At 66.1% G+C, this 23124-nt stretch carries 27 protein-coding genes; 1 reads left to right on the top strand and 26 read right to left on the bottom strand.

The features are described 5' to 3' along the window. Positions 1-18: 18 nt before the first annotated feature. The 13 genes from IAE34_RS01435 to IAE34_RS01375 form a co-directional block, all read right to left on the bottom strand. The gene (locus tag IAE34_RS01435) at positions 19-1152 is read right to left on the bottom strand and encodes a DUF6094 domain-containing protein (RefSeq protein WP_325100964.1); all 1134 of its coding nucleotides are present in this window, start codon (positions 1150-1152) and stop codon (positions 19-21) included. A gap of 40 nt (positions 1153-1192) precedes the next feature. After that, positions 1193-1843: a hypothetical protein gene (locus IAE34_RS01430; protein WP_200137080.1), complete on the bottom strand. Its 651-nt coding sequence runs from the start codon at positions 1841-1843 to the stop codon at positions 1193-1195. A gap of 76 nt (positions 1844-1919) precedes the next feature. Beyond that, complete coding sequence (locus IAE34_RS01425) at positions 1920-2180, bottom strand: hypothetical protein (RefSeq protein ID WP_200137079.1); 261 nt, start codon at positions 2178-2180, stop codon at positions 1920-1922. Positions 2181-2196: 16 nt separating this feature from the next. Continuing rightward, on the bottom strand, positions 2197-2604 hold the full coding sequence (locus IAE34_RS01420; protein WP_200137078.1) for a hypothetical protein: 408 nt from the start codon (positions 2602-2604) through the stop codon (positions 2197-2199). 100 nt (positions 2605-2704) lie between these two features. Next, a complete protein-coding gene (locus IAE34_RS01415) occupies positions 2705-3028 on the bottom strand; it encodes a hypothetical protein (RefSeq protein WP_200137077.1) in 324 nt (107 codons plus the stop codon). Positions 3029-3122: 94 nt separating this feature from the next. After that, a complete protein-coding gene (locus IAE34_RS01410) occupies positions 3123-3812 on the bottom strand; it encodes a DUF3275 family protein (protein ID WP_200137076.1) in 690 nt (229 codons plus the stop codon). Between the two features lie 57 nt (positions 3813-3869). Next, the gene (locus tag IAE34_RS01405; RefSeq protein WP_200137075.1) at positions 3870-4787 is read right to left on the bottom strand and encodes a DUF3577 domain-containing protein; all 918 of its coding nucleotides are present in this window, start codon (positions 4785-4787) and stop codon (positions 3870-3872) included. A gap of 367 nt (positions 4788-5154) precedes the next feature. Beyond that, entirely contained in the window at positions 5155-5508 is a 354-nt protein-coding gene (locus IAE34_RS01400; protein ID WP_200137074.1) for a DUF3085 domain-containing protein, read from the bottom strand. 78 nt (positions 5509-5586) lie between these two features. Then, entirely contained in the window at positions 5587-6390 is an 804-nt protein-coding gene (locus IAE34_RS01395) for a GTPase (RefSeq protein ID WP_200137073.1), read from the bottom strand. Positions 6391-6698: 308 nt separating this feature from the next. Further along, positions 6699-8111 carry an MFS transporter gene (locus tag IAE34_RS01390; RefSeq protein WP_200137072.1) on the bottom strand — a complete coding sequence of 471 codons (1413 nt, stop codon included), beginning with the start codon at positions 8109-8111 and terminating at the stop codon, positions 6699-6701. Between the two features lie 28 nt (positions 8112-8139). Beyond that, positions 8140-8850 carry a carboxymuconolactone decarboxylase family protein gene (locus IAE34_RS01385; RefSeq protein WP_442793180.1) on the bottom strand — a complete coding sequence of 237 codons (711 nt, stop codon included), beginning with the start codon at positions 8848-8850 and terminating at the stop codon, positions 8140-8142. A 37-nt stretch (positions 8851-8887) separates the two neighbouring features. Further along, positions 8888-9382 (bottom strand): (R)-mandelonitrile lyase, encoded by a 495-nt coding sequence (locus IAE34_RS01380; protein ID WP_200137070.1) that lies wholly within the window; start codon positions 9380-9382, stop codon positions 8888-8890. Positions 9383-9416: 34 nt separating this feature from the next. Next, the gene (locus IAE34_RS01375) at positions 9417-9827 is read right to left on the bottom strand and encodes a (R)-mandelonitrile lyase (RefSeq protein WP_200137069.1); all 411 of its coding nucleotides are present in this window, start codon (positions 9825-9827) and stop codon (positions 9417-9419) included. A gap of 173 nt (positions 9828-10000) precedes the next feature. Here IAE34_RS01375 and IAE34_RS01370 point away from each other — a divergent pair, with 173 nt between their 5' ends. Continuing rightward, positions 10001-10891: a LysR family transcriptional regulator gene (locus tag IAE34_RS01370; RefSeq protein ID WP_200137068.1), complete on the top strand. Its 891-nt coding sequence runs from the start codon at positions 10001-10003 to the stop codon at positions 10889-10891. A 53-nt stretch (positions 10892-10944) separates the two neighbouring features. Here IAE34_RS01370 and IAE34_RS01365 read toward each other — a convergent pair whose 3' ends face one another. The 13 genes from IAE34_RS01365 to IAE34_RS01305 form a co-directional block, all read right to left on the bottom strand. Further along, entirely contained in the window at positions 10945-11223 is a 279-nt protein-coding gene (locus IAE34_RS01365) for a uridylate kinase (RefSeq protein WP_088578112.1), read from the bottom strand. Between the two features lie 94 nt (positions 11224-11317). Then, a complete protein-coding gene (locus IAE34_RS01360) occupies positions 11318-12055 on the bottom strand; it encodes a DUF5983 family protein (RefSeq protein ID WP_200137067.1) in 738 nt (245 codons plus the stop codon). A gap of 79 nt (positions 12056-12134) precedes the next feature. Further along, the gene (locus tag IAE34_RS01355) at positions 12135-12821 is read right to left on the bottom strand and encodes a hypothetical protein (RefSeq protein ID WP_200137066.1); all 687 of its coding nucleotides are present in this window, start codon (positions 12819-12821) and stop codon (positions 12135-12137) included. Positions 12822-12964: 143 nt separating this feature from the next. Then, on the bottom strand, positions 12965-13357 hold the full coding sequence (locus IAE34_RS01350) for a hypothetical protein (protein ID WP_003290188.1): 393 nt from the start codon (positions 13355-13357) through the stop codon (positions 12965-12967). A 21-nt stretch (positions 13358-13378) separates the two neighbouring features. Beyond that, on the bottom strand, positions 13379-13591 hold the full coding sequence (locus IAE34_RS01345; RefSeq protein ID WP_003290186.1) for a hypothetical protein: 213 nt from the start codon (positions 13589-13591) through the stop codon (positions 13379-13381). A gap of 330 nt (positions 13592-13921) precedes the next feature. Then, the gene (locus tag IAE34_RS01340) at positions 13922-14479 is read right to left on the bottom strand and encodes a hypothetical protein (RefSeq protein ID WP_200137065.1); all 558 of its coding nucleotides are present in this window, start codon (positions 14477-14479) and stop codon (positions 13922-13924) included. A 243-nt stretch (positions 14480-14722) separates the two neighbouring features. After that, positions 14723-16339: a DNA cytosine methyltransferase gene (locus IAE34_RS01335; RefSeq protein ID WP_200137064.1), complete on the bottom strand. Its 1617-nt coding sequence runs from the start codon at positions 16337-16339 to the stop codon at positions 14723-14725. Positions 16340-16873: 534 nt separating this feature from the next. Next, positions 16874-18886 carry a DNA topoisomerase III gene (locus tag IAE34_RS01330; protein WP_200137063.1) on the bottom strand — a complete coding sequence of 671 codons (2013 nt, stop codon included), beginning with the start codon at positions 18884-18886 and terminating at the stop codon, positions 16874-16876. 273 nt (positions 18887-19159) lie between these two features. Next, on the bottom strand, positions 19160-19612 hold the full coding sequence (locus IAE34_RS01325) for a single-stranded DNA-binding protein (protein ID WP_200137062.1): 453 nt from the start codon (positions 19610-19612) through the stop codon (positions 19160-19162). Between the two features lie 73 nt (positions 19613-19685). Next, complete coding sequence (locus IAE34_RS01320; RefSeq protein WP_200137061.1) at positions 19686-20213, bottom strand: DUF3158 family protein; 528 nt, start codon at positions 20211-20213, stop codon at positions 19686-19688. Further along, positions 20210-20992, bottom strand: coding sequence for a PFL_4669 family integrating conjugative element protein (locus IAE34_RS01315; RefSeq protein WP_200137060.1), 783 nt, complete (start codon positions 20990-20992; stop codon positions 20210-20212). Before IAE34_RS01315 ends, IAE34_RS01320 begins: the two co-directional genes overlap by 4 nt. A gap of 317 nt (positions 20993-21309) precedes the next feature. Further along, complete coding sequence (locus IAE34_RS01310; RefSeq protein ID WP_200137059.1) at positions 21310-22557, bottom strand: STY4528 family pathogenicity island replication protein; 1248 nt, start codon at positions 22555-22557, stop codon at positions 21310-21312. A 2-nt stretch (positions 22558-22559) separates the two neighbouring features. Further along, complete coding sequence (locus IAE34_RS01305; protein ID WP_200137058.1) at positions 22560-23120, bottom strand: DUF2857 domain-containing protein; 561 nt, start codon at positions 23118-23120, stop codon at positions 22560-22562. Positions 23121-23124 lie beyond the last annotated feature (4 nt).

Below are 23124 nucleotides of genomic sequence, written 5' to 3'. Positions count from 1 at the left end.
GGCAGCGCGTCCGGTGGATTAACGGATGGTCAGGACCTCGCCCCGTGTAGCGGAGCCGGGCGTCATGTCCCACGCGCGGATGACGGGCACGAACTTGTCGGTGAGGATGCGGGTCTCGGCGATGGAGCCGTCTTCGCGTTCGGTGAATTCGCGCTGGAGCGTCTTGTCCTTGTGGGTGTCACCTTTGACGACGAGCACGCGCCCGGTCTTGGAGCGCACAACCCCCGAGATCGCGCCCGCAGCCAGAGCGAGGGCGAGATGCCAGTGGGACAAGGCACGCGCTGGCGGACGCAGCGATTGCTGCGCGGCCCCCAGGTGCGTGTCCTGCGACGGCCAGAGGCCTTGGAGCCGACCTACCTCATCGGCGAACTGCTCCGGCTCCATCGTCACGCGGAAGAAATGCTTCGGCTCGGCCGGACTGGCGGGGACGATGTACGGCAGGAACGGCCATTCACTCGGCAGCTCCTCGGCTTCGACTTCACCAAGCCCGACCTGCAGCAGCAGATTGCGCACGGCCTTGAGACCATCGGGTGCCAGCTCGCGCTGGCGCACCCTGCGGCCGAAGATCACCACCTGCTTGAACTGCGTCTCCACCGCTCGGTAGATCCGCAGGTCCGTGTAGTGGCGCGTCAGCCAGCAGACCAGCTCGGCGTCCAGCACGTAGCCGGGGACGATGAAGACCAGCACACCGCCGTATTGCAGCAACGACAAGCTGCGCTGATAGAACAGCTTTTCGAGGCGTGCCCGGCCCTGGCCTTGATAGCCGATGTTGCCGTTGACGTCCTTGGACAGATCGCCATACGGCGGGTTGAGCCAGAGCAGCCCGAACGACTGCTTGGAGATCATCGTATCCATCAGATCCGCGTGCAGGCAGTGATCGACCAGGCCGCCGGCATGGCGTGCCCGCTCCGCGTCGAACTCGACGGCGAAAGCCTTGGCCTGCTCGCGCCCGAGGGCATGAGCGGCTTCGGCGATCGCCACGCCTTCGCCGGCGCAGGGATCGAGGATGCACATCGGCCCATCGCTGGGCATCAGTGCGTTGAGGGCTCTTTCGAGCGTGGGTTCGTCGGTCGGGTAATACCCGTTCTTGGCGAAATTGCGGGCGAGCCGCGGGAACATGAGGGCCATGGAAGTCTCCTGGTTGGCGGGGATGAAGTGCGAGAGCACGCCTTGGCGTGCTCTCGCGGGTGGGTCAAGCCGCTACCGCTTCCGGCGTCCAAATCTTGGCCGGATAGGGATAGGCGGTGAGCACGTCACTGCGGATCAGGGAGCCCAGCGCCAGGGTCAGCGCCGGCACGTCGATGGCGAGCCGATGGCCTTCCAGCGGCCCGAGGGCGAACGGAAGGCGGGCCAGCATCTCGCGGGTCTGTAGCAGCTCCAGCACGGTTTCGCGCCAGTGGCCGAGCAGCGGCAGTGGGCAGGTGTCCCGTACCAGCATCCACAGGCGGTCAAGCCGGTGGGCGCTGCCCTTGGGCAGCAATGCCAGTGCGCTGGCGTTGGCCTTGTCGGGCTTGACGCAGCGGCGGTCGAACAGCCACACGTTGGACAGCGAACCGAACAGCGTTCGCCGGTAGGCGCGGGTCATGCGCTTTTCCAGACGATCGACGTTGCTGACGAACACCGGGACGCTGCCGCCCTGGTCGGTGATGACGTGGAACTGGTCCAGGCCCTGTTCGTCGCGCCCGAGGGTCAGACGAGCGAGGAACTGCTGGACGGCGGTGTCGCGCGCCCAGATCGACAGAAAGATCAGGTTGCCCTGGTCATCGCCGACGCAAGCGTCGGCCATCACGTCGGAGCATTCGTCGATGCGATACAGCGTGGTGGAAGAAGTGTTTGCGGGCATGGTGGTGTCCTCGGATCAACGGGAACAGCACCGCCCGCTGGGGCAAGTACTGCCCCAGGGGGTGGATGAAAACCGCTCAGTCCGGCTCGAATTGCCGGGTGTGAGGATTGAAGTGAAGCGCCTGGTCCACCGCGGTGATCGGCGTGAAGCCGTCCAGGTAGATGTTGTTGAGGTACTGGTCGCGGTAGGTCAGTGCCTGCCGTGCCTGTTCCTCGGTGAGTCCCTCGCTGATGAAGTACGCCAGCATTTCCTCGTCGGACGAAACTTCGTCGTTGGACAAACTCCCTTCAACGAGCTTCAGCAGCGAGGGCGGAAGCGCAGCCAGGATCGGGTCCATGTCGGTTCCTCCTGGCTCAGGCCATCAGCGCTGCGGTGGGTGCCGCAGGTGCCGTGGGTGTGCGCCGGCGCGCGTGGTAGGCGCGAACGCCTGCACGCCAGTCGGCGGACTGCTCTGGTGCGAGGTCCAGATAGGACAGCGGGCACGTGTGGTGGTACGGGTGCATGGACTCGTCCAGTGGCTTGTAGCCCCACTGGTTGCCGCTGCGTTCGAGCAGATCGCAACGGATGTAGCGCAGGGATTGGCCCGGCGCCAGATGACGATGCACGCCTTCGAGTTTGGCCGTCACTTCCGCGACGGACCACAAGACGTTGCCGCGCAGCGCGTGGGCGATGACCTTGACGCTGGCGCGCTCGGTCTCTTGCGGTGCGATCAGTTCCGCGATCAGTTCAGACCGCGATTGGGGGGAGAAATACCAGCCCATGAAAGGCCTCCTGAAGAATCGAGCCGGAGGCCCCCCCGTGGGGGAGAGCCCCCAGCGGGTGATGGAATGCCGCGCGTGCGGCGATGGAGTCCGGTGCGGACTAGGAACCGCAACCGGCTGGGCAGTAGCCCAGTTCGATACCATGGGAGCAGTAGCCGTTTGCCGCGTTCCACTCCTGGGTTTCCTGCCGTTCGGCAGGCGTTGCGTAGTCCCATTCCTGGGTCGCGATTTCCAGGGCCTGAGCCCGCTGGGTTTCCGGCAACCGACTGGCTTGCGCGTCGATCTCCGAACTGAAAAGCGTGACCCAGTGATCCCAGGACAGGCCGCAACCACGCTGGGCGTGCTCGGCGGCCGTCTTGCAGACAGCGCGCCAGGCGGGTTCGTCCAGCGTGGAATGAGGTGCATCGCAAGCGATGGTGGACATGATGGAGACCTCCAGAAGAAAGCCGGAGCCTCCCCCGCATGGGGAAGGAACCCCGGCGGGTGGATGAAGAACACCACGGATGCGGCGTCTGCGATCACGCAGGTTGCAGTTCGGCCTGGCGGCTCCACTCCTGCGTCTTGAAGTCCAGCGCGTAGCCCAGTTCACCCAGGCGGGCGATCTGCGCGCGCAGGGTGCGGCGGTCGATGGTCGAATCCAGTTTCACGGACTCTCCCAGCGGCCAGAGCAGCCCGAACAGCGCGGCGTCGCCAACTTCGGTGCTGCCGAGGGCAGCAGCCGCAGCGGGCGGCGGGGCATCCACACCAAAAGGCGTGGTATCGATCAGCGGGTCCGCGGACGCCTGCACGGATGCGGGCTTGGCGGGTCTGGATGCCTTGGCGGGCTTGGCCGGCGTTGCCGCAGGCTGCGCGCCCAGTTCTTCATCGAGCGGATCGACTTCCTGGGTGGTGAAGCTGCGTGCCTCGTCGCGGCTCAGTTTGTCGATGCCGTTGAGCGTCATCCCGTCCAGGTTGGCACGGATCTCGAACCGCATGCCGTCGCCGACGGGATAGGACTTCGGGAAGATGTAGCGGATGACGAACTCCCCGTCGTACTTGCCTTCGGGGTACTGCTCCAGCTCCGCATCCTTCACCGCGAACTTGCCGATGGGGGTGACAAGTCGGCCGACGTTGAAAGGGCCGTTTCTTCCGCGGATCGTGCGCAGCGTGAGTTGGCCTGGGACGGTGATGGGCGAACCCGATTGGTCGGGCGCCGATGTGACTGCCATGATGGTTCTCCTTGGGGAATAGGAAAAAGGCAAGGCCCCGTGAGGGGCCATGCCGGATCAGAACGAAGCAGCCAATGCCTGCTCCTGCTCCTCGACTTCACCTGCGGGCTCGCGCTCGGCGGGCTCGACAGGCAGGTCGGCAGCGGTGTCGGCGGCAACCTCGGCTTCGGGCGCGGGTGCGTCCTCGGCTTGTGGCGCCTCGGCTTGCGCCTGGCTCGTCGGATAGACCTGGGTGCCGTCGATCTTGATGAGACCGATGTGGACCAGCGTCGATTCCAGGCTCGCCCCCGGTTCCCCGGCGCGCTCGCCCTTGGTGCGGATGTACGGATCGATCTTCATGTCGTTCAGACGGAAGGCGATCAGCACCTTGCGGTCCCCTTCGATGGCCTGCACGCAACGGCGAACCAGGTGCTCGGCTTCAGGGGTAGCGACGATGGTGTCGAAGTACCGATATTCCGGTTCACCGACAGGTCCGGCCAGCGCCGCGACGCAGCACGACAGGAACGGATCGCCATCCTTGGGGGAGACGTCCTTCGGACGGCTAAGGTAGCCGATGCCGCGGGTGATCAGCTCGTGCTGCTTGATCGAAGCCAGTTCGGCCCGGTCAAGCGGCTCGGCCTTCAGCAGTCGCGCCTTCAGAGACGCGGCGGCCTGGCCCTTGTGCTCACCCTTGTCGCGGATGTACGCATCGCCCCAGAGGTCGCCGAGGCGAAAGCGCACCAGCGGCCGCTGCTTGGGATCGTCAACGCCGATGTAGCGCTCGACCAGTTTCTTGGCCTCGGCACCCGAGACCTTGACGTCGAAGTAGCGGTAGCTGGGGTCCTTGGCGGAACCGACCAGCGCGGCGATGGTGCATGCCAGGAAGGGCTGCGCACGGCGGCCGCCCCGGACGGGAACCTCGCGGGCACGCTGGATGTAGCCGATGCCCGAGGTGTGGAGGTCGAAATACGATTTCTCGTTGGACGTGGTGCTCATGGTGAATCTCCATAGGGATGAAGCGGAGACACACCGGCCCCACGCATGCGGGGAAAGGTGCGTAACCCCGCGGTGGGTTGATAAGGCGAAAGCATCCGCCACCAGAGGCTGGTGGCCGCTCGCGGATGGATGCGGTGCGAGCTGGCTCGGTCACGCAGTGGGAACTGCGCGGCAACCTCGAAGACCGATGGTTGCCTGGCATGTCGCTGACAACGTCAGCAGGCATGGGGGCAGCATGTCCAGGCCTCGCGCGCGTGGCAGCAATCAATCGGCATCCGGGTGTTTCCCTTTGTCCGGGTCGCCAAGTTCTGCCAAAAAAGAAAGCCCCCAAACTGGGGGCTTCGAGGGGTATGCAGAGATTTTTAAGCTATGCCGATTCCACCGCCGCCAGTGACAGGTACGTCGGGGTGGCGGACAGCTCCAGATCATCCGAGCTTTGCAGAATACGGGTGAAAACGCGGTCCTTCGGGTCGAAGAACTCGCCGAAGTCGTCGCCACCCAGCTCGGCGCGCGCCAGTTCCCACCAGTCGTCAAACGGGTCGGTATCCGGGTTGCAGCCGACGGCATAGGCCAGCAGCTTCACGCGGCCATCGGGACGGCGCTCTCCCTGCTCGGCGAGGAAGTACACGCCCTGGTCCTTGGCGAGGACGACGCGGCATTGGTTGGCAACGGCCTCGGCCAGCACGGGGCGCAGGTCGGAACCTTTGAATCGCAGTGACATGGTTGATCTCCTGAAGAAAAAGGCCCTCCACCCGAATGGATGGAAGGCCTATGGGGGCAAGTCGCCGGTAGGCTGCGATCAGCCGTAGCGCCGCTTGGTCGCCTTGGCGTCGATGACGCTCACGTCGATCAGGCGCCAGTGCCCGTCGTCGATAAGCCGCTCCAGCACTTCACCGAGCATGTCGAAATACACCTCGTCGTGCCGATCGACCAGTTCGCCGTCGCGGCGCAGTTCCACCGCGTAGGTGTCGCCGCCGCGGTCGTAGAGGATCGTCACCTGGCCCTCGAACTTCGAGGTCGAAACCGAGAAGCTGATCGCCGGCGGCGTCTCGATGATCTTGGACGGCTTCGGATCGACCCAGGTGAAGTCGCGGGCGCCCGCATCGACCAGCATGTGGGTGATGCGTCGGAACCCGTCGGGAGCCGGCATTTCCTCCAACTGCTGGATGAGCTGTCCCAGTTCCATGCACTGCGGCTCGGGGATGGGCAGCTTGGCAGGCGCGGAGCCGAGGATGTGCCTGGTGATGGTGTAGGGAACACCGTCCGCGGTCTTCTCGGTGATTACTTCCGGGGTGTCCGCGCGCAGGCCGTCGAAGCGGCGGCGAGCATACGGTTGGACATGCACCTTGGCGCCTTCGCTGGGAACGGTGGTCACGAAGTGGGGATCGAGCACCGCGAACTCGCTGGGCTTGAGCTTGACGACGATGGCGTCGTCGTTGGCCGCGACCACCTTGCCGTCGAAGGGCTGGGGGTCGATGGCGAAACCCAGCGTCGAGGACTGCGGCTGATCATCGAACACGCGGTACTTGAACGACCGCACGTTGCGGGGCACATGGCCTGCGACAAGCGAAGGCATCATGGATTTGATGAGGGAACGGTCCATGGGAATCTCCTTGAGGAAGAACAAGGGATTCCCCGCCCGCAAGGGAAGGGTCCCTTGTGGGTGGATGGACGCGGTGCGTCCGTAGGAAGAAACGACCAGCACGGCTTCCCGTGCTTGCAGCCTCGAAGGTCTCGGCTGCCTGGGCATGTGTCGGCAACGCCGACGAACATGGGGGCAGGATGACCTTGGGGCGGGTGGCATGCCCGCAGAAATCCGCACTGCGCGGTTCCCACTTTCATTCGCGTCGAGCAATAAAAACGCCGCAAGCGGTAGCACTGCGGCGTGTTGGGCGAGACTGGGCCAGCCAGTCAGCCGGTGCTCGATGGTTCCGGTGTGGCGGTGGACTGGAGACGCAGCGCCATCGCCGCCGTGACCAGCGCGATGGCGGCCGCGAGCCACAAGCTGGCACGCAGCCCCGTCATGAAGCTGGGTGCCTGCACCAGCAGCGCGCCGAACACCGCCACCGCCAGCGCACCGCCCACCTGCCGGCTCGTGTTGAAGACCCCGCTGGCCGTGCCCGCCAGCGCGCCAGGCACGCTGGACAGCAGCACGGCCGCCACCGGCGGCGCGACGAATGGGCCGGACAGGCCCACCAGCACCATCAGGGCGGCGATCCAGGCCACCGGCGCCGAGGCCGGCAGTGACGCCACGGCCGCCAGTCCGACGGCCATGCTGAGCAGGCCGCTCACGATCATCGTTCGCGCGCCGAAGCGATGGGCCAGCCGCGCACTGAACGGCGTCAGCACGAGCCCGATCAGCATCATCGGCAAGAACGCAATGCCTGTCGCAGGCGCCGAGAGGCCGCGATGCTGCTGCAGGTACAGGCTCATGACGAACGGCAGGCCGAAGTAGCCGACCATGAAAGTGAAGCCCACCGCCATGGAAATCCGGGCATTGCGCGGCGCCAGCAGTCCCGGGGGCACCATCGGGTGCGCGCCGCGGCGCTGCGACCAGACGAAGGTCGCCAGCGCCGCCAGCGCCAGGGCGAAGGCCGCCAGAACCGGCGTCGCGCCGAGCCCTTGCGCGCCGGCCTCGATGGCGCCGTAGATCAGCGTTCCCATGGCGAGGATGGCCGTGACCTGCCCGACCGCATCGAAGGGTGAGGCGCGACGGGGCGACGCCGGTGTCCGCGCCAGGAACGCCAGGGTTAGGAGGCCGACCGGCAGATTGACGAAGAAGATCCAGCGCCAGTCCAGCGAGACCAGCCAGCCGCCGATCACCGGGCCGGAGGTGGACGCCACCGAGCCGCCCATGGCCCACAAGGCCACCGCATGCCCGCGCCGGACGGGATCGGGATAGGCCTGCCGGATCAGCGACATCGACGCCGGCATCATCACCGCCGCGCCGACGCCTTGCACCAGGCGCGCCACCACCAGCGTCGCCAGCGTGGGTGCCCCGCCGCAGGCCATCGAGGCGAGGATGAAGACCACCAGCCCCAGGCCGAATGCCCGCCGTGCGCCGATGCGATCGACCAGCGCGCCGGCCGACAGCAGGAGCGCGCCGAACATCAGCGTGTAGCCGTCCACCACCCATTGCAGGCCGTCCACGCTGGCGCCCAGGTCATGGGCCAGCGTCGGCAGGGCCACGTTGACCACGACCGCATCCAGGGTGATGACGAAGAACCCGAGCAGCGCCGCGATCAATGTCGCCTGCGCGCGGCGCTGTGCTGCTGGCGTGGGGGCATCGGGCGCGGAGGCGGCGTCCGGTTCCGATGGCTTCACGGCAGCAGTGTCCTGGAGCCGACCATGCTCACTTGCCCGGCTTGGCCGCGAGCTGCTGTTGCAGCGCCGTGCTGGCGCGACGCGCCATGTCGGCGTCCACGCGCGCCGCCAGCACCTTGGTGAGCTGGCGCAACTGCCCGGCCGTCAGGCCCACGTTCATGCTGATGCGCATGTGGGCCTGCAGTTGCGATTCGGCCCCGGGCAACGCCGACAGCATGCCCACGGTGGCCAGCTCGCGGCTTTGCCAGTCGAGGTTGTCGCGCTCGAAGATGTCGCCGAACAGGTGGGTGCGCAGATATTCGTTCGCCGCCGGCGCGAAGTCGAACAGCGGCCCCTCGACAGGGCCGCCCGAGAGCTTGGTCTGGTTGGCCGTGCCGGCGGCCAGCAGCGCATCGCCCTTCGGAATGGGGCGGCTGGGCGCGCTGCCGGGCGCGTCCTGGATACCGCACTGTTTGCGCGCGTCGAGCACCTTCATCAATTCGCCCAGCGCATTGAGGCTGCGCGGGAAGCCGGCGTAGGCGTAGAGCTGCACCAGGATTTCGCGGGCGTCGCTGACCGTCATGCCGGCGTCCAGCCCTTGGTTCAGGGAGGCATTGAGCCGGGCCATATCGCCCGCGGCGGCGAAGGCCGCGATGGGCACGATGGCCTGCTGGCGCGCGGTGAGGGTTTCGGACAGGCTGGCTTGGATGGGGCTCATCGGTCGGGTCTCCTGCGCGCACGCAACCGTGCCTGCGGCCATCGCCAGGGCGACAGCGCAGCGGTGCGCGCGGTGGCGCTCAGCGGGCGTTGTATTGCTCATCGGTGACTTTCTCCATCCATGTGACGTTCTTGCCATCCACCGTACCGGTCACGGCCAGGTGCGTCATCGCCGTGCCGGACGCCGCGCCGTGCCAGTGCTTGACGCCCGGCGGGCACCAAACCACATCGCCGGGGCGGATGACCTGCACGGGCTTGCCCCATTCCTGCACCAGCCCGACGCCGGAGGTCACCACCAGGCGCTGCCCCGCGGGATGGGTGTGCCAAGCGGAACGCGCGCCAGGCTCGAAGCTCACCAGGCCACCGGAGGCGTTGACGTTCTTGTCGGCCGGCCAGACGGGATCGACCCGTACCCGGCCGGTGAAGAACTCGGCCGGCCCGGTGGCCGAGGCCTGTTCTCCCGCGCGCGTGATCTGCTGCGCGCGGTCGGCGGCGCCGGCCTGGGGTTCAGCGGCCAGGGCCAAGCCGTTGTTCAAGAAAGCCGCACACAAGGCGACGTTGAGAAGAGAGCGCATGGGGTGTCCTTTCCTGGTGGTGGGCGGGGTCAGGTCAGCGGCGCGGCGGTCCGGCGAGGTATTGCTCGTCGGAGACGTGCTCCAGCCACTCGACGTTCTTGCCATCGAGCGCTTCCTGGATCGCGATGTGGGTCATGGCCGTGGTCGGCGAGGCGCCGTGCCAGTGCCGGTGGCCCGGCGGGCACCAGATGACGTCGCCGGCGCGGATTTCGACGATCGGCTCGCCTTCGCACTGCGTCCAGCCGCAGCCCGCGGTGACGATCAGCGTCTGCCCCAGCGGGTGCGTGTGCCAGGCCGTGCGGGCGCCCGGCTCGAAGGTGACGGCGGCGCACGACACGCGGGCCGGTGCAGGCGGGGCGTTCAGCGGGTCGATGCGAACCGTGCCGGTGAACCACTCGGCAGGTCCTTTGACGGAAGGCTGAGATCCAGCGCGTTTGAGTTCCATGGCGGTTCCTTTCAGGGATGAGGGCTGGGCTACGAACAGCCGAGGAGCCAACGCCGAAACACCCAAGAACGGGCGAAAACAGCAGGCAATATCGTTCGTATAAAACTTTATGGTGTTCCTCATTGGCTGAGAAGATCGTAAAATCGACATACGATGGTGCAGAAAATTCACCAATGCCCAAGGAAAACCTCAACGACCTGCAAGCCTTCGTGGCGGTGGCCCGCGCACGCAGCTTCACCCGCGCCGCAGCGCAACTGGGGCTGTCGCGCTCGGCATTGAGCCACGCGATGCTGGCGCTGGAAGCGCGCCTGGGCGTGCGGCTGCTCACCCGCACCACCCGCAGCGTTTCCACCACCGAGGCCGGGGCCAGGCTGCTGGACGCGGTGGCACCCCGTCTGGACGAGATCGAACTCGAACTGGGATCGCTCAGCGCCGCGCGCGACAAGCCCGCCGGCACGGTGCGCATCACCGCGCACGACCATGCCATCTGCACCGTCCTCTGGCCCCGCTTGCTGCCGCTGCTGCGGGACTACCCCGACGTCCACCTCGAATTCAGCGTGGACTATGCGTTCACCGACATTGCGGCGCATCGTTTCGATGCCGGCGTGCGCATCGGGGATCGCGTGGACAAGGACATGATCGCGGTGCGCATCGCCCCCGACCTGCGCATGGCCGTGGCGGCGTCGCCGGAGTACCTGACCGGCAGGCCGCATCCCCGCACGCCCCATGAGCTGACCGAACACCGCTGCATCAACCTGCGCCTGCCCACGCATGGCGGCCTGTACGCCTGGGACTTCGAGAAGGATGGCGAGGCGGTCAACGTGCGTGTGGGCGGCCAGACCATCTTCAACAACACCTTCCTGATGCTCCAGGCGGCGCTGGACGGGATGGGCCTCGCCTTCGTGCCGCTGGACACCATGCAGGCCCATATCGAAGCGGGCCGGTTGGTGCCAGTGCTGCAGGACTGGTGGCCGACCTTCCCGGGCTACCACCTGTACTACGCGAACCGCCGCCAGATCGCGCCAGCGCTGGCCCTGGTGATCGAGGCGTTGCGGTGGCGGTGAAACGACGCCCTGGACGCGGGCAAAGAAAAGCCCCTCGGATGAGGGGCTGAAGGTCAAGCGTCGTACACGAAGCAGTGCGTGCGCTGCCGCGGGAAGAAGACATGCTTCCAAGAATCGCCGCTGCCGTTGCCACCATCGAACACGACCATTTCGTAGCGGTCGATGTCCGTTTCCACCAGTTCGTCCATGGCGATATGGCGCATGTGCAGCGCGCCCTTGCTGCGCTCGAATACCAGAGTCTGGCCGATGGCGTCGTCCTGGCTCATGGCGTTGACGCAGGCTCCAAGCTGGTGCTCGAAATCGGCTGCGGGCGAGATGAGGTCGGGGAACATGAGGTTGCTCCTATGAAAATGGACCAGCCCGGCTCCTGGGGAGACGGGCTGGCATGGGGGGGGCAATGAGGAAGGCCGGCGTGTCGCGCGGCTGCTAGGGCTCGGCCAGCGGCAGGCCCAGCAGCGCGGGTGCGTCGGCATCGAGGATGAGGATGCGCACATCGGCCTGGCCGGCCAGTTCAAGGATGTTCGCCAGGTCGTCCGGCATGCCCTTGTTCCGGTGCTCCTGCCGAAGCTGCTCGGCGGTGATGCCCTCGGCGTGCTCCAGGTTCTGGTCCGTCCAGGGCGTGGAGATCAGCTTGACGCCGATCGCCGGGCTGTACGGCACACGGAAGGCGATGAACAGCATGGCCTCCGGCGTGGCGATGTCCGCCAGGTCGGCGAGGTAGTGCCAGGTATCGACCGTGATGTGCTCACGGCTGATCTCCCAGCACCGGCTGTAGTAGCCGGTCTCGAAAGTCAGGCGCTGCACCACTTCCCGCGCAGCCTCGCCCGAATAGCTGTCACCGATGTGGACCGGGCGACCGTCGAAGTCGTCGCCATGGACGGCATAGACCACGGCGCCGATCACACCTTCGCCGCTGACACCTTCACCGGCATCGCATTCAGCCAGTACCTCGGCGCTCACGCCTTCGGGGCCATTGCAGACCACGGCGAAATCGTTGGTGACGATGCAGGACGATGAAACCAGTTCCTCGTCGGAGAGGTGCTCTTGCCTCGCGTGGATGCTTCGCCAGACATGCGGGCTTCCGTCCTCGTAGCTGATGGACAGCGTGCGGACGATTTTCAGATTCCAGTAGCCACGGAGAAAGGGATTGGGTTTCTGGGACATGGGAACTCTCCAGATTGAATAATGGAGCCAATTCCCGCCACCGGGAATTGGACCCGGTGGGTTGAAAATGGAAAATGCGTCAGGCGGCGCTGATCGTTGGCATCTGGGCCAGTCGGTCGGCGACGCGACGGCGCACGTTCAGGCGGAACTGCTCGTCGTTGATGCCTGCGAGCAGGTTGGCGGCCTCCAGAGCGATCAATGCCGAGGCCTCTTCGATGTCGGCGGCCAGGATCGTCTTGCGCAGTTGGTCGCCGAGTTGGAGCGCCTGCGAGGACGTTCTGAAGACCTGCACCTCGCGGCTCAGGTAGCAGCCGTCGCCGCCGAACTCGAACAGCCTCGGCTTGCTGCAATACCAGCAGCCCTCGAACTGGATGGCGCTCAGGTGATGGCCGTCATCGAAGCAGGAGGCGATCAGAAGCAAGGCTTCCAGGTCGGCGCTGTCCTCGAACTTGTGGTGTTCGATCAAGTTCTCCAGCTCCGCGTCCTGCTCGGCACCGAAGTGCGCGGCCAGCCGTTCGAGCAGAGGCGGAATCGCCAGTTCTTCGTCGTCGGGCATGTGGATGCCGAGTTGTGTGGCAAGGCCTTCCAGGCCGTCCAGCACATCCGTCCAGCATGGATCATTGGTCTCGGCGATCTGAGCGAAGTAGGCCTGCCCGTTGCCGGGATGGCCATCGTCCAGCGCGAAGGCGCCGAACAGCGCCTTGATGACGGGGGTAACACGCTCCAGCACGAGAACGCCCGTGCCTTCGTAGTAGTTGTTCGCCATGGTGGCTCCTTTCGAGAAAGCGGAGCCAGCCCATGCGGACGATGGCATCCGCAGGGTGATGAAGAAGAAATTGAGGGACATGGCCTTGTGGGCGCATGTCCCTCTCGGGGGGGACGAAAAGCAGTGGTGCGCCGGCGACCGGCTCACCAGCCGTTGTAGTTCACCAGCAGGTCGGCGATAACCTTGCGGCGTTGCAGATCGAGACCGTCGAAGTCCGACAGTCCGTTGAAGTGGCAGCGCTTGAGCATGGCACCGCCCTCGCGCGCGTTGTAGAAGCTGACCATGGCGGACAGGAACATGCGTTCTCCGCTGCTCAGGACGCCGAGGGCGTCGTTGAGTTGCAGCATGTTGGGACGCAGATCCCACTTGCTCTTGGCCTGGTTCAGACCTTCGCGGGTGCCGTCGCCGAACCATTCGGGGCCAGCGATCTCGACACCGCGCTTCCAGGCCTCGAAAAAGGCTTGGGGCGCGGCCGCGAAATGCTGTTCTTCCCGCATGATCTGATCGACGACTTCCCGTGGTAGAAGCTGGTTCATGACGTGATTGCTCCAGTTGGATCAGGGAATGGCGAGCTGGGACCAGCCGCCTCTTTCGAGGGCACGTTGAGCCGCGGCATAGCTGCGGAAGTACTCGCGGGATTCCCGCGAAACGGGGCCTTCGGTATCGCGCGTGCCGATGTAGTGACCGGCGGCGCTTTGCAGGACTTCGAGCGGCAGGAACTTGCCGCAGTAGGTCAGGGCCAGTTGGCCGAAAGAGGCTTGCTGGGACATGGACGGGCTCCTTGGAAAAGCGGGGCCTCGTCCCTCACGGGATGGCAACTCCCGCACGCGGTTGATAAAAAGCATCAGCGTCACGAGGACGCGCGTCCGCGGAATTGATGCGATGCGGACTGGTGGGCAACGCGGGAGAGACCCGCGGCAGCCTGGAACCCTGGCTGCTGGCATGTGCTGACGAATCAGCGAACATGCGGGCAGCTTCGTGCGCGGGCCGCTCTGCGTCAGTTGGAAAATGGCATCCAGCCCACCCCCGATTGATGCGCGCAGAGAAAAAGAAACCCCGCATCGAGTGCGGGGTTGTCAGGAGAGTGCGTCGGTGCTGTGTCAGTCGGGCTTGTCGCCCAGGACATGCTGCTTCCACAGCTCGAATGCCTGCTCGGGTGCAAGCTCGGCTAGGATGACGATGGGCTGGGCCTGCCGAGCGCGCAGCGAAGCGAAGTACGCCTTGCGGTCGGCAATGGCCTTGAGCTTGATGCCCTTGATGAACAGCAGTTTGCCGTCCTTGATGAACAGCACCTTGTTGCCGATGTCGCGTGTGAACGCGGCTCTTACCTTGCGTTCGGCGTGGAAGGCATCGGCCAGTTCATCGACCAGGAAGTCGAGCGTCATGTCGATGTAGTGAGGGTCTTCCCCCTCCTGGCCGAGGTCGAGCGGCGCAGGCGGCAGGCCCTTGGCGAAGGCTTCGGCCTGCGCCAGCAGCGTCACCTTGCCGCTGAGCGCCCGCAGGAGCGTCGAGCCGCCGTGGCCGTCGTTGCGGGCCTCGGCGATGGGAGTGCCGTCGAACACGACGGTGGCGCTGAAGCACATCGTTTCCTCGCTGGCGAAATCCGCCACCTTGAGGTTCTTCAGCGTGATGCGGTCTTGCTTGGTGATGTTGTCCATGGGAAGTCCTGAAATCGACCGGGTGGCGACATGCCCCCGACGGGACGTGGCGGCCATCCCGTGGGTTGGAAAAAAGAGGCATCGATGCCCCGGTGGGCACAGTTCGCCGGTGAGATGCCGAGGCGAACTGGCGGGTGGCGTGGGCGGAACCCACGGCAGCCTTGACACCCTGGCTGCGGGCTTCTGGCGATACATCGGCAATGCAGGAGGGAGAATGGCGCGGCCCGCAGGCTGCGTCGCCGATCAATCCGAAGCGGTCGAGCCCGTCTTGTGCAGGCACTGCACGAGCCGCTGCCCCAGCCATGCCATGCACGGGACGGCCATGGAGTTGCCGATTGCTTTGTAGCGCGGCGCATCCGCGGCGGGCTTGCCGCGGTAGGGGATCAGCGTGTAGTCGTCGGGCATGCCTTGCAGCCGCTCGCACTCCACGGGCATCAGCCTCCGCACCCGCCAATGCGACCAGTCGCCGGGGCCAGGGTCGTTCCAGTCGTAGCGGAAATGCGCCTCGAAGTCGGGGGCCAGGACATGGGGCTTGTCCGCACCGCCACCGCTGGTGCGCAGTGCGCCCGCTACGCTGCCGCCCAGCTCGGCGGCAAGACCCTGCTCGCGGCCGCGCAGGGACACGCAGGCCACCATAGGCACGCCGTAGCCCGGCTTGCCGTTGGACAGCACGGTGCAAGCGACCTGGCCATGGCCCGACTCGAAGCGCACTTCACCGCGGTTGTTCTGCGCGAACGCGATGGCGGGCACGACCCCGGCATTCGCATGGCTGTTGCGATGGCCGCCAGCGCGCAGCGTCGGCGTCAGGTCGAGCGTGGCATCCGCGCCGCTGCCCTGGGCGGTGAAGGCGATGATCGGAACGCCTTTGCCGGTGCCGTCCTCGCTGCTGCCCTTGCCGTTGTTGGCGGTGTCGAGGGTGTGGGCGATACTGCCGGCGACCGACTGCACCATGAACGTCTCGGTGCGAATGTCGTGCTTGGGGCCTGCGGCCATCAGGCATGCGGCCACATCGACGGGGCCAATGCCGCCGCTGAATCCGAACGTCGTCGTGACCTTGCCGTAGGGCTGCTTCAGTCCTGCGAATCCTGCAAGTCCTGCGCATGCGCCTGCTGCTTCAGCACCCGGTCCAGCATCGTGGGCAGCTTCTTGCCACGGCGCGCGGCCCGCACAAGAATCCCCGAGCAGGCCTGCGCGCTCAAAAAGTACTTCTGCGGGATCGAGGTCATCTCCACCACTTGCCACAAGAAACACGCGCTTGCGGCGTTGGGCGACACCGAAATATTGAGCGTCGAGCACGCGCCACGCGATGCGGCGGCGGGGTCCAGACACACAACCAGCGTGCGCCCACCGATCCCCTGGTGGCTGGAGCGCACGGCTTTCTCCGGCCAGTGCCCCCAGGAAGTGCCCGAAGGCATTGCTGCGGTCGTTGAGGACGCCGGGGACGTTTTCCCAGACGAGCGTGGCCGCCGGGCGGCGGTCTTGTTGGCGGGCTTGGTCGATGGCATTGGCAAGCTCCACATAGGCAAGGGAAAGGGCTCCGCGCGGGTCATCCAGCCCGCGACGGCTACCTGCAACGCTGAACGACTGGCACGGCGTGCCGCCGACCAGGATGTCGGGTGCCGGCACGGTGCCGACGCGCACCTGGCGGGCGATCGCGGTCATGTCGCCCAGGTTGGGCACGCAGGGGTAACGGTGGGCGAGCACGGCGCTCGGGAACGGCTCGATCTCGGCGAACCACGCGGCTTCGAGGCCGAGGGGTTGCCAGGCGAGGCTCACGGCCTCGATGCCGCTGCACACGCTGCCATACAGCAGTGGCGCGGCCTGGGGCGCACCGCGTGGGGTGCGAGGTTGCGGGTTCATGTCGGGTCTCCTGTTCGTGTGGCCCAGGACCGTGTGGCCGGGCCGGGACGTTGATCGGCAGGAGAAAGGCGCCGAAGGCCGTGTGGCCTTCGGCTCGGGAGGACGGAACCACCCGTGGGCTGTTGCAGGCCGGTCGTCGCTGGAACCGTCTGCTGTCAGCAATCGCACCCGGCGCATGTCGTGGTTGGCGCCGGCATCTTCTGGCGCACATCCGCGCACAAAAGGAGCCCAGTTTTTCGCCGTTGGGCACGGCATCGAATACCGCTGACCACGAAGGGTCTCCGGGTGGCTCGCAGGCCGGCAAGCCACCGGGGGACCGTTCGCGGATGCGGAAAATGCAGATCAGCAGAACGCGCCGGGAAACCCCGGACATGGTTCGTGGAGAAGCTACCTTCAGGTCCCGCGGCCGGGGACGGCTGGGCGGGACGCGCACACGGACAAGAGAAGGCGTTGCGCGCTGGGCGTCCCGCAGGGCATGCGGGACATGGGCCACGCCGCCGATGGCGGGCACGGCTCTCGGGGAGCGGGGGTCGGTCAGGAGCCCTTGCGGCCGCTACTGCGCGGGCGCGAGGCACCGCGCTTGGACGTGCCGGAATCGACCGGCAGCGTGCCTTTGCAGTCTGGGTAGCGACTGCACGACCAGAAGGGGCCGGTCTTGCCGGTGCGCTGGCGCGTCGGTGCGCCGCACTGCGGGCAAGCGGGACCCTGGGGAACCTTGATGGACAGCGAGGTGCTGCCGTACTGCGCGAGCAGTTGCGAAATCCAAGCGGCCTGCTTGCCGATGAACACGTCGAGGGTGAGCTGTCCGGCCTCGATCATGTCGAGCGCCTGCTCCCACACGGCGGTGGTTCCGGGGTCGGCAATCGCCGCGGGCACGGCGTCGATCAACGTGAATGCCGCATCCGATGCGCGAATTGAGCGTCCTTTCTTCAAGATGTAGCCGCGGGCGATCAACCCACTGATGATGTTGGCCCGTGTCGCCTCGGTGCCGATGCCGACCGTATCCTTGAGCTTCTGCTTCAGGCGCGGGTCCGTCACCAGCTTGGCGACCCCCTTCATGGACTTGACCAGTTCGCCCTGCGTGTACGGCTTGGGCGGCATCGTCTTGAGCGCCTTGATCTCGGCCTCGGCCATCTGGCATGCCATGCCCTCACGCAGCGGGGGGAGTATTTGGCTGCGCGCCGCGGCTTCCCCGTCCTCGTCCGCCTGCGGCTCGGCCAGCACCAGGCGCCAACCCTGGGCGACCACCTGCTTTCCTGTGGCCACCAGCTTCTGCTGGCCACAGGACAGTTCGGCGACCGTGCGGTCGAACTCGTGGTGAGGGAGGAACTGCGCCAGGTAGTGCGCGCGGATCAGCCGGTACACCGCCAGTTCCTTCTCGCTCATGGCCGATAGGTTCGCGGGTTCCAAGGTGGGAATGATGCCGTGGTGCGCCGTCACTTTGCCGTCGTTCCAGGCGCGCGAGCGCTGGGAGCGATCAAGCTGGCTCATGATCGGGCGCAGCGAGGGGTCGGTCTTGAGCAGGCTGTCCAGAACAGTCGGCACCTCGGCGAACATGCTTTCGGGCAGGTAGCCCGAATCGGAACGCGGGTACGTGGTGGCTTTATGGGTCTCATACAGGGCCTGGGCGATCTCCAGCGTCTCCTGCACATCCAGCCCAAGCTGCTTGGAACAAACCTCCTGAAGCGTTCCCAGGTCGAACAGCAGCGGCGGACCTTCGCGCACGCGCTCGGTCTCGACCGATACCACTTGGGCGCTGCCCGCAGTGCGGATCTGCTGCGCGGCTTGCTGGGCGATGGGCTGCTGCAGGCAGCGGCCGGCGTCGTCGGTGCAGCGATTGGGCGAAACCCACTGCGCGCTGAAACCCTGTCCACCTGCGGACAGGGACACGTCGATGGCCCAGAACGGCACCGACTTGAAGGCCGCGATCTCGCGGTCGCGGTCCACGACGAGCTTCAGGGTTGGCGTCTGGACGCGGCCGACGGACAGCACGCCGTCGTAGCCGGCCTGCCGGCCCAACACGGTGAACAGCCGGCTGAGGTTCATGCCCACGAGCCAGTCGGCGCGCGAGCGCGCCAGCGCCGAGTAGTACATCGGCAGCGTGTCGGAAGACGGCCGCAGCTTGTCGAGCGCGGTGCGGATCGACGCATCGTTGAGCGCCGACAGCCATAGCCGCTCGATGTGGCCGCGGTAGCCGCACAGCTCGATGATCTCGCGGGCGATCAGCTCGCCCTCGCGGTCGGCATCGGTGGCGATGACCAGATGGGTCGCCTTCGCCAGAAGCGCCTTGACGACCTTGAATTGCGTGGCGGTCTTCGGTTTGACCTCGACCCGCCATTGCTGGGGAATGATGGGCAACTGCTCCAGCGACCAGCGCTTGAGCGCCGCGTCATAGACCTCGGGGGCTGCCGCTTCTACAAGATGGCCGATGCACCAGGTGACGGTGACGCCGGAGCCGCTGAGACAGCCTTCACCGCGCTGCGTCGCGCCGAGGATTCGACCAATGTCTTTGCCTTGCGATGGCTTCTCGCACAAGAACAGCCGCATGTCCGTCCATCCGATTTCCGTGGTTCATTGAGTTGCTGGAATCGAGGATGCCGAGCCCCACCAGGGGCAGCAGCAAACAAGCCGCATGCGGTCGCGACCACTTTCACGGGATGGAATGGCTGGGACGGAATTGGCGTGCGGCCGAGGGTGTGCGGGCCGGGAGCCGCGATTTTTTGGAGCGCGCGGACGCCGGTGGACGTTGATGGAGCTATCCCCTGGGGATAGCTCGCGAGGGCGTGGGGCGTCGGACGACTGCCGCCGCCCCATGCTGCATCACCTCCTGCGCTTCGGCTCCTTCGGCGCGGTCGGTTCCTGGGTGGCCTGGGAATTCGGCTGCGTGTCCTGCGCGGTCTCCTGCTGCCTGGGGCTGAGGGTCATGGACTCGATGCGGAACGGCAGGATGCCGACGCTGCGCGCATTGATCTGCCAGGTCTCGCGCGGCTGGTCCTCGTTGTCCGTCCAGGGTTCGCGCTCCATGCGGCCGACGACCAGCACGCGCATGCCTTTCTGGTACAGGTCCTTCCAGTGCGCGGCGTCGCGGTGCCAGATTTCCACCGGCGCCCAGAAGCCGCCGCGATCCTCGAAGTCGCCGCCCTTGGTGGGGACGGGGTTGTCGAAATACACGTTCAGCCGCAGCAAGCGCCGCGGTTCGTCGTTGCCGTTGGGGAACTCCCGGTACTCGGGGGGCGAACCGATGTTGCCCTCGCCAGAAAAATGCGTGCTCATGTTGCAATCTCCGTGGTGGTTGAAATACCCGCACCTGGTCGGTGACGGGCGCGTGCTGGGTTCCCCGGCGCGATCACCGATCGCGCAGTGCGGGTGGGGTGGACTTGAGCCGGCGCAGGTAGGCGTCTTCCGCCGCGGCGGCCTTGCTGGCGCACTCCTGCGCTTGCCGGCCCACGGTGTGCAACAGGCTGATCTGCATGTTCAGCGTGATGCGCTGAAGCTCGATGGCGTGCAGGTCGGCCAGCAGGTTGACCGGCGTACTGGTGCTCGCCATCAGCTCCTGCCACAGGGCCACGCCCATGGCCGACCTGTCGTGCCGGCGCCAGCGAAGGAACGTCGTTCCCGCGCCAGTGGCCTGCTGGGCCAGCTCCACGGGTAGCAGATGGAAGGGATGCCCGGTTGCCTGTTGCAGCACCTGTCGCTGCGCCAAGCCGATCAACTCGTCGCGCATGGCGAAGCACTGGTTGGCCCAGGCCTCCAAGTCCCCTTTACCCTTAAAAGGCCTTAAAAGGCCTTTTTGAGAGCCTGCGTGTTCCAGTCGCATGAAGGCGGTCTGTTGCAGCGGGCGGAAGTAGCGGGTTTCGCGATTCGGGTCGCTCATGCCTGCTCGTCCTCGCCGGCCGTCGCTTCAGAGGCCTCGGTGGCGGCGGCTTCGTCACTGGCGGATGGTGTTGCGGCAGGACCATCACCGCGCTGCTGCAGGCCACGACGCACGATGGGCGGCGCGAACTTCGAGCGGCGCGTGCCTTCCAGCACGTCCTGCGGCAACTCGCCGAACTTCTCCAGCGCCGCCCGCGCTGCGGCATTCTTCGCGGCGAAGTCGTCGCGGGTGCAGCCCGAGTAACGGTACTGCTGGGCCAGGCTGAAAAGACTGCGCAGCGCATGCGCGCCTTCGTTGAGCCAGCGTTCGAGCGTCGAGCGATCGATCAGCGCGGTGTGGTGCGCGAGGATCAGCTTACGGGCGATGTCGTCGTAGTCGGCGAGCAGGTACACGGCGGCAAAGCCGAGCTGCGCATTGACGAACAGCGGCAGCTTGACCGGCTGGACGTTGAGGTTTTCGCCCAGGGTGAGTGCCGGCGGCACGCTCGCCAGGGCCTGGTCCACCTGCTCGCGCAGCGATTGCAGCGTGGTCTTCGTCTGGTCGAGCTTGTCCTCGATGCGAAGCAACCAGATGTCGCTGTACGGGTCGTCCTGCTCCGAGCCGCGCCGCATCTTGTTCATCTGGGCGATGTAGCCGTTCAGGCCGACGATGCCCGGTCGCCCTTCGGCGGCGGCGCGGCCGTGCCAGATGCGAGAGGCGTGGTGCGTGTGCAGCGTCAGCGACATCGCGCTGCGCAAGGAGCCGAGATTCAGTTGCAGAGGTTCGTTGGTCGTTGCCATGGTGTCCGCTCGTTGTTGGAAAAGAGCGGCCAGCTTCGGCAGGAAGCGGAAGGCAGTCAGTCAACAAACCGAAACCCGCCAGTCCCCGGTTCACTGCGCCGCGGGCGCATGCGGCGCGAGCTATCCCCAGGGGATAGTTCCATGGAGCGCCAAGGAACGCTGCATGCCCTGGTCAGCGCGGACAAGGCCGATCCCGCGGCAGGCGATCGAGGGCCTGGCGTGCAGCGGTTCGACGTCGTAGCTGTCAGCAGAACTATCCCCAGGGGATAGTTCTGCTGACAGCCACCGGCATCCACTTCACCGCCTTGCACACCCGATCACTTGCTGGCGAGCAGATTGCGCAGTCGCTCGATGTGCTGCTTGGCGACTTCTGGCGGCACAGGCTTGCCCTGCGGCTGGGATGGTGGCGGTGCTGGTGGTGGCCGCTCATTCGGCGGAGCGTGTGCCGATGGTGCATCCTTCTTGGCCCAGGCGTTGAACTCGCCATGGATGGCCCGCTGGATGATGCCGAACAGATACCCCGCAGGATTGCGGATGCCGTGGCTGCTGCATCGCGTGGCCCATTCGTCCAGCACGGCCTGCCTCAGCGAGGCATCGACCTGCTGCAATGCCACCCTGGCGCCTGTCTGCTGCTCTGCCTTCAGTTCCGTGAAGCGCTTGGGCCATTGCAGATCGCCCAGCGCGCGCGCTTGCGCGGTAGTACGTACTTCATTAATACGACTACTACGTACTGTACGGGCCTGCTTCGGATTCCGAAGAGAGGCGTCTGACGCGGGTTTCGGCCCTGCTTCGGATTCCGAAGTGGGGTCATCGGGATTCCGAAGAAGGCTCGTCGGCCCTTCTTCGGAATCGTGAGGGGCATCCTCATGTGGATAACTTTCGGTCGCCGTGATGCCTTGGCTGGCGAGGCGTTCGGCCAGGACCTGCAGCCGTGACGGCAGCGTGCGGCCGGACAGCAGCGGGTCGTCCGCGATTTCCTTGAGCGTGTTCAGGCCGACCATCTGGACGGCCTTCGCCGAGTGGCCGAGGGACTGGCTGACCAGCGCCAGGTAATCGGCGTCGAGCTGCATCGCTTCAAAGGGCGTCAGCGGCTCGTCGTGCAGGACATAGAGGTTGCCGAGGATGCGGCCGGTCTTGGGGTCGCGGCGGCGCCGCACCAGGCTCAACCATCGGGTGAGGCGCAGCAGCGTCAGCGCTCGCGCCACGGTTTCGTGTGAGGCTTGCCCGGCGCAGGGCATCGACGCCAGCCAGGGTCGAAGCTGTTCATACGTCGGGAACGCCGTCACGCCATCGTCGTTGAGCATCAGACGGAAGACCTGCCAGGCGTTGCGCTCCAACGGCGTCAGGCGACGGTCGAGGAACAGCCGCCGCGGTACGGTCTCGTGCCGGTTGCCGCTGAACAGGAAGGCATCGCCAGACGCCGCGCCCGTGGGCATGGCGACAGGCGTGGGTGTGGGCGGGGGCGCATCGGCGTTGGGCTTGGGCACAAGGTCTTTCAGCGCAGCGTCGAACAGGTCTGCGAGTGCGATGGGGCCACGACGTGGTGCGGTGTCGTCCACGGCCATGGTCAACCCAATCCTTGATCGACCCAGCTCTTGATCGAGGCCCAGACCACCGACAGAGGCAGCGACATGCCTTCGGCCAAGCCCATGGCGGCATCGAGGATGGAAGTCTCGTCTTCGAGATCGACGTTCCTGCTGCTGGTCACGACCTTCCATTGCCGCCACAGCTCCGTGTCCTGCTTCTCGTCCAGCACGGGATGGCGACCCTTGCGCTTGGGCAGGCCGAGGATTTCGCGGCGAAGCGCCACTTCCTGGTGGGTCAGGCCGTAGAAGCGGCTGACCATTTCGGTGCTCGCGCCGAGGCGCAGCATGCGATCGACCGTGGCGATCTCTTTCTCCACATCCTGCGCCTGCCTGAGCAGACGCCGGAGCACTTCGCGGTTGACCGTCACCGAGCACCACGACACGTTGGCGTTGGCCAGCACGCTGATCAGCGCGGGATGCTTGAGGGCATCCAGCTCTTCCTCGCCAAACCCCATCAGCTTGCAGCGGCGCAGTTGCCCATTGCGCAGGTCATAGAGGGCCTGGGCGATGACGGCCTGGTTGAGTGGGTGGGGTGCGGACATGCTG

The sequence above is a fragment of the Pseudomonas sp. S30 genome (assembly GCF_016518545.1).
Lineage (GTDB): Bacteria > Pseudomonadota > Gammaproteobacteria > Pseudomonadales > Pseudomonadaceae > Aquipseudomonas.
This window is presented reverse-complemented; position numbering and strand designations above follow the sequence as displayed.

What these genes read in the sequence shown, in the direction of transcription:
- IAE34_RS01385 (WP_442793180.1), bottom strand. Translation starts at nt 8,850, where the DNA reads ATGGCCGCAGGCACGGTTGCGTGCGCGCAGGAGACCCGACCGATGAGC.
- IAE34_RS01355 (WP_200137066.1), bottom strand. Translation starts at nt 12,821, where the DNA reads ATGGCGAACAACTACTACGAAGGCACGGGCGTTCTCGTGCTGGAGCGT.
- IAE34_RS01425 (WP_200137079.1), bottom strand. Translation starts at nt 2,180, where the DNA reads ATGGACCCGATCCTGGCTGCGCTTCCGCCCTCGCTGCTGAAGCTCGTT.
- IAE34_RS01350 (WP_003290188.1), bottom strand. Translation starts at nt 13,357, where the DNA reads ATGAACCAGCTTCTACCACGGGAAGTCGTCGATCAGATCATGCGGGAA.
- IAE34_RS01345 (WP_003290186.1), bottom strand. Translation starts at nt 13,591, where the DNA reads ATGTCCCAGCAAGCCTCTTTCGGCCAACTGGCCCTGACCTACTGCGGC.
- IAE34_RS01325 (WP_200137062.1), bottom strand. Translation starts at nt 19,612, where the DNA reads ATGAGCACGCATTTTTCTGGCGAGGGCAACATCGGTTCGCCCCCCGAG.
- IAE34_RS01370 (WP_200137068.1), top strand. Translation starts at nt 10,001, where the DNA reads ATGCCCAAGGAAAACCTCAACGACCTGCAAGCCTTCGTGGCGGTGGCC.
- IAE34_RS01320 (WP_200137061.1), bottom strand. Translation starts at nt 20,213, where the DNA reads ATGAGCGACCCGAATCGCGAAACCCGCTACTTCCGCCCGCTGCAACAG.
- IAE34_RS01330 (WP_200137063.1), bottom strand. Translation starts at nt 18,886, where the DNA reads ATGCGGCTGTTCTTGTGCGAGAAGCCATCGCAAGGCAAAGACATTGGT.
- IAE34_RS01365 (WP_088578112.1), bottom strand. Translation starts at nt 11,223, where the DNA reads ATGTTCCCCGACCTCATCTCGCCCGCAGCCGATTTCGAGCACCAGCTT.
- IAE34_RS01335 (WP_200137064.1), bottom strand. Translation starts at nt 16,339, where the DNA reads ATGAACCCGCAACCTCGCACCCCACGCGGTGCGCCCCAGGCCGCGCCA.
- IAE34_RS01395 (WP_200137073.1), bottom strand. Translation starts at nt 6,390, where the DNA reads ATGGACCGTTCCCTCATCAAATCCATGATGCCTTCGCTTGTCGCAGGC.
- IAE34_RS01305 (WP_200137058.1), bottom strand. Translation starts at nt 23,120, where the DNA reads ATGTCCGCACCCCACCCACTCAACCAGGCCGTCATCGCCCAGGCCCTC.
- IAE34_RS01310 (WP_200137059.1), bottom strand. Translation starts at nt 22,557, where the DNA reads ATGGCCGTGGACGACACCGCACCACGTCGTGGCCCCATCGCACTCGCA.
- IAE34_RS01405 (WP_200137075.1), bottom strand. Translation starts at nt 4,787, where the DNA reads ATGAGCACCACGTCCAACGAGAAATCGTATTTCGACCTCCACACCTCG.
- IAE34_RS01430 (WP_200137080.1), bottom strand. Translation starts at nt 1,843, where the DNA reads ATGCCCGCAAACACTTCTTCCACCACGCTGTATCGCATCGACGAATGC.
- IAE34_RS01400 (WP_200137074.1), bottom strand. Translation starts at nt 5,508, where the DNA reads ATGTCACTGCGATTCAAAGGTTCCGACCTGCGCCCCGTGCTGGCCGAG.
- IAE34_RS01375 (WP_200137069.1), bottom strand. Translation starts at nt 9,827, where the DNA reads ATGGAACTCAAACGCGCTGGATCTCAGCCTTCCGTCAAAGGACCTGCC.
- IAE34_RS01360 (WP_200137067.1), bottom strand. Translation starts at nt 12,055, where the DNA reads ATGTCCCAGAAACCCAATCCCTTTCTCCGTGGCTACTGGAATCTGAAA.
- IAE34_RS01340 (WP_200137065.1), bottom strand. Translation starts at nt 14,479, where the DNA reads ATGGACAACATCACCAAGCAAGACCGCATCACGCTGAAGAACCTCAAG.
- IAE34_RS01420 (WP_200137078.1), bottom strand. Translation starts at nt 2,604, where the DNA reads ATGGGCTGGTATTTCTCCCCCCAATCGCGGTCTGAACTGATCGCGGAA.
- IAE34_RS01380 (WP_200137070.1), bottom strand. Translation starts at nt 9,382, where the DNA reads ATGCGCTCTCTTCTCAACGTCGCCTTGTGTGCGGCTTTCTTGAACAAC.
- IAE34_RS01415 (WP_200137077.1), bottom strand. Translation starts at nt 3,028, where the DNA reads ATGTCCACCATCGCTTGCGATGCACCTCATTCCACGCTGGACGAACCC.
- IAE34_RS01410 (WP_200137076.1), bottom strand. Translation starts at nt 3,812, where the DNA reads ATGGCAGTCACATCGGCGCCCGACCAATCGGGTTCGCCCATCACCGTC.
- IAE34_RS01315 (WP_200137060.1), bottom strand. Translation starts at nt 20,992, where the DNA reads ATGGCAACGACCAACGAACCTCTGCAACTGAATCTCGGCTCCTTGCGC.